The 14,197-nt window shown below is 70.7% G+C and carries 1 protein-coding gene (only partly in view); it reads left to right on the top strand.

All 14,197 nt of this window come from inside a single coding sequence — locus ACZ31C_RS01360, hypothetical protein (protein ID WP_465793714.1), on the top strand. Of the gene's 44,784 coding nucleotides, 15,636 precede the window and 14,951 follow it; the stretch shown corresponds to coding positions 15,637-29,833, spanning codon 5,213 (complete) through codon 9,945 (partial); the first codon wholly inside the window starts at window position 1. Both the start codon and the stop codon lie outside the window.

The following is a 14,197-nucleotide window of genomic DNA, read 5'->3' as shown; positions in this document are numbered from 1 at the left end:
GTCGTGGACGTGCTGCCTCGGGATCCCGACGCCGGGGAACAGGATCTCGAATCGATCGCGAAGAACGTGCTGACTCCGATCTGGGGCGACGCGGAGTCGATTCCGGACGACCCCTACCAGGCGGCCACGCTGCCGCTGATGCTCATCTCCGATCTGGGACTCAGCGCGAATGCCTGGCAGGCGATGGAAGGCCAAGAGCAGAGAGGTCTGATGGCCCGGTGGCTCGCCTGGCAGTGGGGAATCGCCGCCACTGCGGAGCCGGAGGTCGCCCAACTCCTCGACCACTTGCCCGAGTTGGAACCGCGTAGCTTCCTGGACCTGCTGCCGAGACTCGCGGAACGGAGGGGCCTGTCGGGGGCGGCGCGGACGGCGTTGGCCGACCGGTTGGGAATCAGCAGAGGGTGGGTGGACGCGTTCAGCCTCCGGATCGGGGCGGTTCCCGACGGGGTCGCCGACCAGGCCCGCCGCCTGGGGGTGACCGATCCGGCCCGGCTGTTCGCCCTCGCCGCCATGCTCGGCGTCGACCCGAGGGTGCTCGGACCCGACGACGGTCTCGACCGCCTCAACCAGGACCCCGGCGGCGATCGCTTCGGCGTCACGTACGACGTCGCCACGTCGATCCGGGCCCGCTCCGACTGGCCGGGGCGGTCGTCGGGCGACACGATCACCGATCGGCTGTTCCGGTTGGTGAAGCGGTCGTGGACCGTCCCGTCGAACCTGCCGACGCTGCTCAACGACGACGGCAGCTGGCTCGGTGTCGACCGGCTGCTGGAGGTCGCGGAGCGGCTGCACAGTGCGCCGGAGTCGGTGGCTCTGTACGCGAACACCCAGCGGCCACCGGCCGTGTCGGGCGATGGGCAGCCCACGACCGAGCAGGTGGTCACTGACTACCAGGCGTGGGCGGAGTCCGCATACCAGAAGTACGCCCTCGGTCCGAAGCAGCTCTGGCGGGTGTGGAACCGGGAGGGCACGGCCTCCCTCGACCGTTACAGCGTCCGCGCGATCCAGGCCGCCGCGCTGGCGTCCGCAGAGCCGACCGAGGCCACCGAACTGTTCGACCGGTTCACCGCCGGTGCCAACCCGCTCGGGGCGGTCGAGGAGCTGGCGCGGGCGCGTGTACCCGGCGCCTGGCTGGTGCCGTTCCTGCCGGAGGCCCCCGAGCCGGCCGGTGTGACGATCTGGCTGTCTTTGACGCCTATCACCGGTGACCAAGCCGGTGAGCTGCAACAACAGGTGACGGAACTGCCCGGTGCCACCCTGTTGGGGAACGATCTGCTCTACGAGTTCGGTGCCGGTCGCGGCAACTGGGCTGGACTGGCCCGCCTGGTGGACATCGTGCCTCGGCAGGCCGCCGCAGAGTCCGTGACGATCTCCGTGCGGTCCGAGTACGGCATGGACGCGGCCGCCTACCTCCGGCTGGCTCACCTCTATCACACGCAGGCCGACGTGTTGACGGCTGCCGGACTGACTCCCTTCACCGACGAGAGCGCCTACGCGGCCAGAGAGTTCGACTCCTTCGAGGAGTTCCTTGAGCACCACCGCAATGGCTCATTCCTCATTCGCGCGAACTGGCGTTCCGGCGACCATGTCGCGTTCGTCATGGCTCCCGGTCAGGTCTGGCCCGGTGTCCTGCAGGCCCGCGTACGGATCGCGGCGGAACTCGTCCGGATCGCCCGGCAGCCGTTGTCGCCGCAGTGGTGGAACCAGCGGTTCACGGGCCCCGGCTTCCAGGACCCGTCGCGGGTGGGTGACCCTCACCGCCTGGGGGACCGGGCACACCGACTGATCGAGCTGCTCCCCGATCCGGCGCTGCGGGTCCGAGCGGCCGGGCTCGTTCTCGGCGGCCCACAGGTCCACCACCACGCCGAGCCACAGGCATCGGGGCTGGGCCGGGTACTCGCCGATCCCAGCCTCGCCCACACGTCGTTCGCGGTGCCACCGACGCCGAGCACAGACCGCGTACGCGAGATCCTCGCCTCCGACACGTCGACGTACGGCCTCGACGTCGAAGGTCTGACCGCCCGGCTGAGCAACGGCATCGACCTGCGGGGCGAGCAGGTGAGCTGGCAGGAGGCGGTGCTCCGCGCGGCGATCCACGGGAGGGTGGATTTCACCGGCCTGCTGACCGGGCAGCCCTGGCCGATCCTGGCCCGCCAACTGATCACCGGCCGGATGGCGCTGCCCGACGAGTTCGTCCGGACGGCGTACCGATTCGTCGCCCAGACCTCGGACGCGGACTGGACGAGCCTGCTCTCCGCGCGAATGCCGCGGCCACCGTGGAACCTCACGGCGTCGAACCGGGTCGACGCGGAGGCCGCGGACGGGCGGGGCGACTGGCCGGACCTCGGTGTGCCCGGAGCGCGACCGCCCGCGCAGAGTCTGGTGCCGTGGTTGCGGGGCCGTGTCTCGGTCGGCGAGGACCCGCTGCCGTACCTCGTCGAGAACGCGTTGGGTGGTCTGGCGGGACCCGACACGAGCACCACCTTCGGCCTGCAGATCGTCATCGAGCAGGAGGATTCCGCAGACGGCGTATCCCACCCTGCGTTCGACGAGATCAGCTACTACATGGCCCCGGTGTGGCAGGGGCTGCGGGATGCCGTGCCCGATGTGGGTCTGATCAACGAGCTGGTACACCCCGGGGGGTATCGGCTCACGGCACAGGAGTTGGTGGACAGCCCTGCGGTGTGGCGGGCCCTCGGTCTGCTGATCGACACATTGCGGCAGTTGACCGACCGGGCAGAGGTGCCACTCTCCATCGACGTGCAGACGCCCGCCACACGGAACGGACTCTTCTCGTCCGACGCTCTCCACCGGGCCGCCGAGACGTACTCGGAACTCCTCCAGCGGATGTCGTCCGGCCCGGACCGCGCGGCCAGCACGCGGACCGACTCGGAGAGCACGTTCGAGAGCACCGGCGACGGCGTGCGCACCTCGTCGATGCCGCTGCACCTCGCGTTCGGGCTGGCCGGACTACAGGCCCGGCTGCGGGTCGTGCTCGCGCTGGTCCGGGCGGTGGAACGCGGCGGCGCGGGGACCGACGGGGACGTCCCGTCGCTCGCTGACGGGGCCGGGCGGTTCGATCCCGACCTGGTCTGGCTCGACGACTGGCTGCTCGACCTGTCCGGCTGGACGGATCTGCACTCCCTGCTGGACACGCTGGACCTGGACCCGCCGGGTGCCGCGCAGGTCGCGACGCTGTTCCAGCTGACGTCGTGGTATCCGCCCGGCGAGGAGCGTGTAGGTCTGCCGCGTGGGATCCGGTGGCGGCCGGACGTGCCGCTGCTCACCCCCGACGAGGAACACCCGGCCGCTTTCCTCGCTGCGGTCGTCGAAAGCGCCCCGGAGACCCCCGTTCGGGACATCGTGCAGGGCAGGGATTCGGGCCAACTGCCGTTGCGGTTCCTGCACGGGCTCTACGCCCGGTTCCACACGTTCGCCGCCGCGCTCCCACCCGACGCGGACCTCGAATCGGCACGCGCTGTCCGGCGTCGGGCCGCCGCGAGAGCGTGGCACGAGCTGGACCGCAGCAACGAGCCGGTGAGCGTGTGGCACGAACGGTTCCAGGCGCAGAACCGGGTATCGGAGTGGACCTCACCCACCTCCGTCCCGGCCGTCCCCGATGCGTACGAGGCGGCCCGCTCGATCTGGCTGGCCACTCCGGCCCGTCCGGAGACCGCCACCGCGGAGGACGTCGCGACGCTGCGGACCGCAGCCGGTTGGCTGGACACCGTGCCGTCCGATTCCGCCGCGCGCCTGCAGCACCACGTCGGCACATGGCTGGTACGACAGAACCCGGATCGGTTCTCCGTGTCGATGCCCGAGATGCAGGTGCGGCCGGGCCGGTGGGCGCAGCACGGTCTCCTCGGTGCCGTCATCGACGCCGCCCGGTGGCAGGGTGTCCGCCTGCCGTCCGGTGTCCGCGCACCGGGGGGACTCCGCCGCCACGTGCTGGCGCAGATCGGGCAGCACGACGACCTCGTCCGCGACCTGCTCGGCGCGGGACCGACACAGCTCGCCGAGGAGGTGCCCCCCGGAGCGCTGGTCGATCTGGTGACGAGCCTCCCGGCGGTGGCACCAGCGCCCGAGCCGGCCGCGCATCGAAGGACCGTCATCGAGCGCAACACCCGGCGCGAGCATCCGGGGATCAGCGGTCAGGAGTTCGCGCACCGGGTCCAGGCCGCGCTCGACGGATGGCTATCCGAGAACCGGCGGCAACACCTGCGCGCGGAGCTGGTCCGGTTGCTCCAGACGCAGGAAACGGCAGCGCAGGTGCACCAGGCCGTGACGGCCAGAATCGGACCGCGTCCGACGCTGGCCGCCGCGTTGCGGCGTGCCATCGACGGCCGGACGGGCGATCTGGCGGGTTACCTGGGTTCCTGGGAATCCCGCAGTCCGACGGCGAGCCGGCACCTGGTCGTCCTCCTGGCCCGTGCACTCGACATCGACATCGTGATCCGCAGCGGTGCGATCGCCGAGAGCACCAATCCGGGCGAGCGTCCGGTCCTGCACCTGGACCGGTCCGCCAGCATGACGTACCGGCCGCTGTCGCCGGTCGCGTCCGGAGCCTCGACTCATTCCGAGACGTCGGTCCTGCCGCAGTTCGACGCCGCCGACCCCGAGTTGACCGCCGAGGTGCGGACCTGGGCCCGTGACCACTACGCGGCGCTCGCCGGTGGCGACTCCGCGCGGTCGCAGGCGTGGACGGCGCTGACGGACCTGCTGACCGACTGGGTCGGCCTTCCTGAACTCGCCATCGAGGTGGTGCCGGGGTTCGGCTTAGGTGTGGACTACTCACAGTGGGCGGTGCAACTCGCCCCCACCTCGGTCGATCACGACCTCGGCGCGCTGTTCGCCGAGATTCTGCGCGCCGAGCAGCGGATGCTCGTGGAGCAGGCGTCGTACGCGGGGAGCGCGAACAGCGAGTCGTTCGTCAGCCCCTTCACCCAAGATCGGGTCCGGCGTCTCATGCGACGGACGCTCGTTCCCGGCGATCGCCGCTTCGGTCCGGCGGTGCAGATGTGGTCCCCCGAGGACGAAGGGCAGCGAGCTGAGCTGCACGCCGCTTTGTCGGCCGCCGAACGCTGGTTGATCGCCGGGGAGACGCTCACCGCCGGGGGCGGTCAGGTCTCGGCGCGACTGCGGGGACGCCTGGTGCGTGACCGCAGCCGGGTCGAACGGTTCCACGCCGACACCCTCGCCCTGCTGCACAACCAGCCGATCGAGACGCATGTCCGGGCCCTGCAGGCCCGCCTGAGTGCCGGCGGTTCCGTTCGGGACTGGCGGGTGGGGCCCGACATCCAGGTCGACCCGGACTCGGGCGTCGAGGTGACGTGGTTCGGTCCGGCGGGCGTCCAGCTCCGACTGGCGGGCGGTGCCGTCGCACCACAGCACCGTCTGGTGCATCCCGAGCGGCCGATCGTGCTGGTGCACGCGACCTCGACGGCCGAGGCCGCACAGATCCTCGGGCGGGTGGCCGCCGGACTACCGGCGAACGCCCTCGTCGAGCTGGTCGTGCCCCGTCCGGTGGACGCGACCCGGGCGATCACCCTGGCCGGTCTGCTGCACGCCGACCAGGAGCTGGCGCTGCGGCCGGACCTGATCACCCGTGGGGCACGGGAAGATCATCTCGTCGGGTACTCGCGGGCACACGCTCGGGCGGTCGGGCCCTTCGTCTCCTACTACACCGTGCACACCGAGCCGCAGGCCGAACCGCTGTCGGTGTCGTACCTGAAGCAGCTGCCCCACCTGGGCGGCGGTCGGTTCGCCCTCGTGCCGGGCTGGACGGTGGTTGCCGAACCACACCGGATCTGGATCCGGCCCGACGACGTCGGGGACACCGTGCCCACCTTCGGAGACGAGTCGGTCGCCATCGGCAGCCCCGGAGCCTTCGTGCCGTGGACGGTCGTTCGTCTCGGAATCTGGTTCACCAAGTGGTGGGCCACGCAGAACGGCATGAACGTCGATGATGGTCTGTGGAAGGTGTACGGGAACGTCGCCTCGCCACCGGCGATCCGCAGGCTCCGTGACGTGATCGCCGCCGATCCGGTGGACGCGATGGTGTGGACTTCCGCCTTCTCTGTCGTCGACCTCGACGGGATCGATCAGCGCCTGGGCGGTGAGGACGGCTTCCTGCCGTTCATGCTGCTCGACCAACTGGTCGGTGTCGCCGGCGGAGACGGGGAGGCCGACCCGGACCGGGTCGTCGATCTGTTGACCGAGCTGACGCGTCGGCTCGGACTGCACGACGGAGGTCAGGGAGACGGAACCGACCTGATTGCCCGGATGGCTCTGCTGGGCGTCGCACTCGGCGTGCACGAGACGCACGGCATGGCCGGTGTCACGGAGGACCGCCTCAGGACCGTGGTAACCGAGGAGCGCCTCAGGAACGCCGAGACGGACGTGGATCTCGACTCGCTGGACGCCAGCGCGCCCATGCCGGCCGAGGAACCGGTGCCGGTCGCCGCCCCCGGGGACGACCTCGGGTGGCAGCGTGCCGCCGACGGCACGTACACGCATCCCGAGGAGGGAGCCGACGACCTTCCCGAAGCACTGCGCGAGAACCCGTCGTCGCCGCTCAACGAGGTGGGCTTCCTGGCGGCGCTGCGTCGCCTGGTGATAGCCCGGACCGCTCCGGAGCAGGTGCCGACGGAGAACCAGTGGGTCGACCACCTGCTGCGCCGGACCACCCGGGACATGGAGCTGGCCGGTGGTCGGTTCATGACCGGGCTGACCGAGGCATCGCAGCGTCTGATGTCCCGCGAGCCGGATTTCCGGCTGCAGTACTTCGTGCGGGAGGCGAACGATGCCCCCGTCAGGGCGCAACCGGTGCAGGGCGACAGCGGTGACGTCTTCTACATCTACCACGAAGTGAACGAAGACGCTTTCGACATCTACCTCCTGGGGGAGGCCGCACGCCTGGTCGGAGACATCGCACGACCCGAGCCGGTGCCCGGACTCGCGCGTCGGATCCGGCAGGCACGACTCGGCATCCCCGCCACGGTGACGCCGGGCGGACGGTACGCATCCGACTCCGCCAGCGGCTCGGACCCGACTGCGGTGACCGCGACGGCCCGGCAGTGGCGTCGCAACGTCCTCTGGCTCCGGTCGCTCGCCGTGGATGGGACACCGCTGGTCGAGCAGGAGGTGATCGAGCAGATCGACCTGCTGCACGGCGAATCGCGGACCGTGATGGAGGCCGGCTGGTCCGTGCTACGGCGGCGGATCGGCCAGGCATGGCAGTGGGCGACGCGACCCGGTGTCGAGATGCAGACCCCCGGCAACGGTCAGCGAGAGCACGCGGGCCGGCTGGCCGGTGGGCTGCACGCGGACCTGGCCACCTTCCGGGGTGAGCTGGCCGAGGCGGTCGACGCGGCCACGCAGGAGAGCCCGGAGAGCCACCCGGGAGGCCGTCGGGGATCCGCGTTCAGCGTGGTCGGGTCGGAGCCGTTGTCGGCCGACCTGTCATCGATCCTGGTGGCGCCGGTGCGGAACACCGGCGGTTGGGACCTGCGCCCGGATGGCGGTTACCAGGCCGGGGAGGCCGCCGGGCTGCCCACGGGTCTGTGGTTCGACGACTCGGACGCGGTCTCCGAGCAGAGCGAGGACGACCTCCTCCGGGTGGGGCGCGAGTTGCTGGCCGCCGGGGCCCGTCCGGCACGGATGCCCACGGTGCGGGAGCTCCGGGATGCCGGGCCACCGGCCGGGTCGACGGCCCCCGAACCGGAGCGGTGGGACGAGCAGCTCTACGCGTGGCTCGGGGCGGCGGCGGCCAGCGGGGGTGGCGTCCCGTTCCGGTTGCAGGCCTTCGAGCGGAGTGCTTCGGGTCGCATCCTGGCGTACCCCGTGCAGGGCGAGACCGGTGACGTGGTGTTCGCATACCTGCAGGGGGAGACGCTGTATCGGCTGCGCGGGTGGGCAGTCACCTCGACGGGCGGATATCAGGAGACCACCGCTTCGGAACTCCCACCCGGACTGTCGGTCGTCAGCACCGGAGAGTCCGAACAGCGCAGCCAGATCCTGTACACGGTGCAGATGCTGCTGACGCAGGTGATGGGTGCGAACCGGTCCCCGGAAATCTCCGAGATGCTTGCGAAGTTGGAGACCTACTCGCACCTCACCTGGCCCAAGCAGGTCTTCCGGCTTCTGCGGTGGGCGGTCAAACAGTTCGCCGGCGAAACGCCGTTCCGGCTACAGGCGTTCGAGGACGTCGAGCGAGGTGTGTACCGGGCGTACCCGATCGAGGGTGACTCCGGGCCGCTGATGCTCGTCTACCGGGCGGCGCTCGGCGAGATCTTCCCACTGCGCATGCGGGAATGGGTGCGGTCCGGCAACGGTGGCTACGAACCGGTCCCCGGTGTTCAGGCCGTCCGCCTGCCCGACGGCCTGAACACCGGTGCCAGCACCGGTGCCGACGCTCCGGGCCTGGCTGACGCGGTGGCCCGACTGATGACCGCGCACGGACACCCGGCGACCGGCGAGGGGCTGTGGCGGCACCTCGTCGACCGAGATGCCGTACCCGCAGGAACGGTGCCGGCACCACCCGCCGATGCGGCCCTGCTCGGGGTGATGGGGCAGGAGCTCGGCTTCCGGACGCAGGTCTTCGTGACCGACGGCGAGACCGTCGCCACCGAGCCGGTCCGGGGCGAGATCGGTCCGCTCTTCCACCTGGTGCGTGACTCCCGCGACGGCACGTACGCCCCGCTCTGGTCCGGGCCGTCCACCCAGCTGCGGCCGGCGCCGACGCAGCCACCGCACGACGACCTCTGGCCGATCACCGACGACGGTGAGTACCAGCGGGAGGGGACGGCTCCCCGACTGCCGCAGGCGCTGTCGCCGGGAATGGGCGGGTCGTCGTCGCGGGCCGTGCTGCAGGCGGTGCGGGAGCTGGTGGTGGCCACCGGTGTCCGGCGGGTACCGACCTCGGCGCAACTGCGGCGGTTCACCGAAGCGGTGCCCGCCGGACTCGACTGGGACCAGGAGATCTTCGAGTGGCTCCAGCTCGCCGCCCAGGGCCTCGGCGGCAGCGGAGCGTTCCGTCTCCAGGCCTTCGACGAGATCCAGCCGGGCCGGATCAGGTCGTACCCGGCGTGGGGCGAGTCCGGTCCGATGCTGTACCTGCTCCGGACTCACGGCGACCGCTACCACACGCTGTGGGGCGACCGTCCGGAGCAACTCGTCGTCTCGCTCGACGCCCTCGTACGCGAGGGGCGTCCGGTGGCGGCGGCCGAGGTACGGGACCGACTGACCCGCTTGAGCCGCGCGGACCGTGGTCGGTTCGCCCGCCGCTGGTCGCAGCTCAGCGACCGGATCGAGCGGGCACGGCGCAGCCTGAGCGCACGCCAGGAACTGGCCTTCGGCGGTGAGAACGAATGGGCCCGTACCGTCGGGCAGGCACTGGCACTGCTCCGCGCGGACCTGAGCCGGTTCGATGGCGAGCTGGAACGGGCGGTGGCCGACGCGGAGCTGACCTCCTGGTTCGGGTTCGGGACAGAACTGTCCGACTGGCACCGGCAGGTGTGGGAGCTATTCAGCCGGTGGGGTGTCGACGGTGGTTTCGGGTCCTGGCTGTCGGAGACCGCGCGGGCGATCGGGCTGTACCACCAGCCGAGCACTGCGCAGTGGGGACAGGAGATGTCCCGGCTACGTCCGTGGGGCCAGCGGCCGGACGTTCCGATCTGGGCCCGGCGACGCCTGTTCCACATCGTCGGTCTCACCGAGGAGCTGTACCCGGGACGACTCGCCGAGGGCAGCCCGACGCAGCGTGCCGCCCTGTTGCAGCGGGTGCGGCGGCTGGTGGACGCCCTCCGCCGGGACCCGCTGTGGCGACGCACGCCAGGTGTGCAGGATCGGGTGCGTCCGGAGCTCCTGACCGCCCTGCTGCGCGGCTGGCAGAGGTCCTCCGCCGAACGGCCGATCACCAACGACGACCTCCGTGCGCTCGTGGACGTGGTCGACGAACTCAAGCAGCCGGGACGGTCGGTTCGGCTGCACCAGGTCCTCGACGCCTGGCAGCAGCGGTACCGGGCGGCCACGGCGCAGCAGGTGCCGCCCACTGCCGACGAGGCACTCGCCCTGCCCGTCCAACGGATCGCCGACCGGTGGGAGTTGCCGCACCACCTGGTCGAGGGTCAACTCCTCGGTCCGGCCGACGCGACGCTGCTCCCGGCCGAGGCCGCTCAGGTGTTGGAGCTGGTCCGGACTGCGGTCGGGGGCGGCGTACCCGACCAGGACCCCGGCATGGTGCGGCTGCGCTACGACCTCGAACACCGGTACCGCGACTTCCTCGTCAACGGCAACCGCTACTTCATGCGGCGCGATGGCATCCCGATCGAGCTGCACGTCGGTGCGAAGCTGGTCAACACCCTGGTCGAAGAGACGTCGACGGGGCCAAGCTCCCGGCGGCTGGACAGCGCCACCATGTCCGCGCGCAAACAGAAGTACCTCAAGAAGTTCCTTCGCCCGCGTACCGTCCACCTCCCGTTCTCGGCGCTGTTCGGTGCCCTGACGGCTGGTTTCGTCGCCGTGCACGTCGCGATCACCCGTAACGAGCCGGCGAGCACCATGAGCAGGTCGACGGGAGTTCTGCACACCCGGATGCTGCGCAGCGGCACCACCGCCACGGCCTTCCGCGCGGACAGCAGATGGACGGTGACCAGCAGCGCCCCCGGTGCGGAACCCGGCCAGGCGGTACGCGGTGAACCGCACAGCCGACTGATGCCGCAGTCGGTCCTGCTCGACGTGCCGGTCTACCTGACGCGTCCGACGGCGAAGGCGAAGGGCAAGGCACGGGCGGTCGAACCGTCGGTGTCCGGCTCGAACAGGTCTGCCTCCGACATCGCCGAATCGGTGATCTCCGGGTCGAGCCACCAGGCGCCGTCCCCACCGTTGCGTCAGGGTTCGTGGGGTGCGGAGGCAGCGGGTGAGCAGTCGCCGACAGCTCTCTCCCGCCGCAGCTCGACCGACTCGTCCTCGTCGTCGGTCGTTCGGCCGATCAGCGGCTTGAGCAGGAGCGACCGCCCGGGATGGCGCTTCATACAGCGGGTGACGTTCCGGACGAGCAAACGTGAGCAGCCGCCCGTCGACCTGAAGCAGTTGCGGCGTACGCCCTCCGGGCGGCTGGTACCGCCATCGAGCGTCAGTCAGCCCGTCGGGGAACAGGTGACCGCCGGTGACCTCCCTCCGACGCTCGACTTCCAGGGCGAACTCCCACGGGCGTTCGTCGTCGATGACGTCGGTGACACGACGGCGTTGACCGAGGCGATGACCTCGACGGTGGGACAGCCCCTTGTGGTGGGCGGCTCGGCCCGAGCTTCGTTGTTCGAGTTCTCCCAGCGGAGCGACGTCGGCAACAGGATCCACGAGATGGTGGACACCTACCAGTACACCCCGGTCCTGGCCGACGACGAGACCCGCAAAGCCATCGGGGCCGAGCGGGTACGAGCGCACTTCGGCACCGCCCGACTGCTCTCGGTCACCGAGCAGGCAGACGACGTGGCGATGCGGCACATCTTCGCCAGAGTGATCGAGGTGGCCGCCGAGACCGGGGTCATCGACGGACTGAGCGGCACGGTGGGTGCCGGCCCCGGATCGCGTTACCGGGGGCCCGGCCTGACCGTGTCCGGCGGTCTGCGCTGGTTGTTCGCCAAGTCGTTCCGACGGACTCGCGGCGGTGCCGCCGGCAGCGGTGCGGTCGGCCAGAAGTTCGCCGAGACCGTCGGCCCGACGGCCCTGTACGCGGTCGAGGTCACGTTCGACGTCGAACCGATGGGTGACGAGCCGGCCGGTCAAGCGAACGTGATCCTCCTCATCCGCATGCAGGTCGAAGAGGCCCAGCGGCTGGCTGACGCGGGCCGGGTGGTCAGCCCGCAGCGAGTGACCGACCTGACGTACCGCTACCAGGGTGAGTCGACCGCGCCGCGGGGCGTAGGGCGCCTGCCCAGCAACGGCGACGTGATCCAACCGCCGAAGTACCTGATGAGGGAGCACCCGACCACGATCGGCAGCTCGGTGGTGGCCGACCTGACCGGTATGCGCGAACTGCACGACCGGCTGCTCGGCGAACTCGAGTCGCGCAAGCCGGAGCTGTTCCCCGGTTGGCGGACGGTGAAGCCGTCCGGCCGATCCCTGCGGGACGTCGATGCGATCGTGCAGAACTACGGCACCCTGGCCGCCGGCCTGGCGCGGACCTCGTCGATCGGCGGTGGCCTGTCACCGCTGATCGGCAACGGCACGCGGATGAGCTTCCGGCAGTTCGGCGTGGTGCACTCCGACTACTACGAGCTCGTGGTCAAGGGGACGCTGAGCAACCGGCGGCACGCCGGTAGCACGAGCCTGATCAAGCCGGTGGACGTCGCGGTCCTGACCGATCTCGTGAATTTCACCCACTCCCGTGAGCAGGCGTACTCGACCGGCCCCGAGATCGCGGTGGCGGTGAAGTCGTTGCTCACCGATATCGGTGGCCGGTTCGGTGTGGTCGGGAAGGTGAGCTGGCCGCGGGTCCGATCCGGCGGGTTCGGCGCGCCGGTGTTGGCGTACCGATGGTCGAACCGGGCGACCGGGGTGGAGGTGTTCGACTTCGACCTCGACTTCGAGGCGCTCTGGTCGCATCACCAGCGCCCCGCGCGGTGGCGGCGGTCGGCGCTCGTGGCGTGGGCCAACGCTGGCTGGCGGATGCAGGTCAGTCCGCCGGAGCGGCTGTTGGCCGAGGATGAGCCGGCACGGGGGACGGTGAGTCTGTGGACGCCGTCGGACATGTCCTGGCGCGTCGAGTCCGGCGTCACGCCGGCCACCGTTCCGGCCGCGACACACACCGAGCCGCTCGAGATCGCCGCCCCTGACGCCCGACTGGCCGTGGGCGGGGCGCGGCCGGAGCTGTTGACCCGCGCCTTCCACGTCGACGCGATGGACGTGCCACCGGGGCTGTTGGGCGAACTCGCCCAACGGGCGCTCAGTGACGTCAGCCATGGTTCGCCGATCATGACCATCTCGGGAACTCCGGTGAATGTGGCGCTGACGGAGTCGTTCGAGGAGTCGGTGCAGAAGGGACACTCCAGCACACTCACCGCGCCTGGCGGGTTGCAACTGGGCGGTCTGTTCGGAGACGGCAGCTACGCCGACTGGCACGCCGGAGTTGCGGCGCGGATCACGCCGGTGAACTGGCGATTGGAGCACTACATCGAGTCGCTGGCCGTCGAGGACTACTACCGGGGCACCAGCGGCGCGCATGCGTCCCGAGGCGGTGGGATCAAGTGGACCGGTGGCGTGGTGTTGGGGCCAGGCTGGACCCCCGACCACCCCGGTGGGCGATTCGCCGGCCGTCTCTTCGGCAACTACAACTACGACCGGGAGCGGACCCGGGCCGAGCGTCGGGAGGTCACCGGCGCGCAGGAGCGCAACCGGTCGCACACCGGCCGATACCTGGTGCTGAAGGCGGACCTGGAGTACATCGCCCTCGCCACCGCCAGATGGGGCAACCTGCTCACCGAACTACCCCTCGTCGAGGACCTGCTGACGATGCTCCCCGACGGACGAGGTCCGCTGCTGCGGTCGTCGGCCTGGCAGGCGACGGTCCCCGACGGGCTGTACGTGTACGTCGCCGAGTCCGACCTCCAGGACCTGGCCCTGTTGATCCGTGCCTCGGATCCGACGACGGCGGGATTGCTGGCGGGACTGCTGCCGCCTCCACTGGGACGGGAGCGGGCCTGGCGGGCGCCCGAGCCGATGCGGCTCGGGCAGGGCCTGACGGTCAACGTCCTGGAAGACAAGATCGACCTCGATGAGCTGAAGGCGTTGCTCCACGACCGCCTCGCCGGGCAGATCAAGGGAGTGCTGCCCACCGATCTCGCCGACGACGTGCTCGGTGGTCTGCGGCACCTGCTGGCCGGGCTCCGCGCCGACGGCGTCAACGCCTTCCTCGACGACCTGCTCGAAGACGGGATCCCGCTGGTGCTGCGCCGGCGGGCGTACCTCGGTCGGCGGGTCGTGCAGGTCTCGGTGCGGCTGCGGCAGGAGGGCGAACCCGTCTTCCGGGACCTGCGCCACGACGTCAGCATCGAACACCATCACATCGCGCACATCCGGCAGGAGGAGAACGACACGACCTCCCGGCGACACCTGGGGACGCTGCAACTACTGGCCGGCGACGGCATGCCGCACGGTCCGGTCTTCGCCCTCATGCCGGGGGCGGCAGTGGGCACCG

The sequence above is a fragment of the Micromonospora sp. NPDC023869 genome (assembly GCF_055559695.1).
Note: the sequence above shows the minus strand (reverse complement) of the source record. Positions and strands in the feature narration are given on the sequence as shown.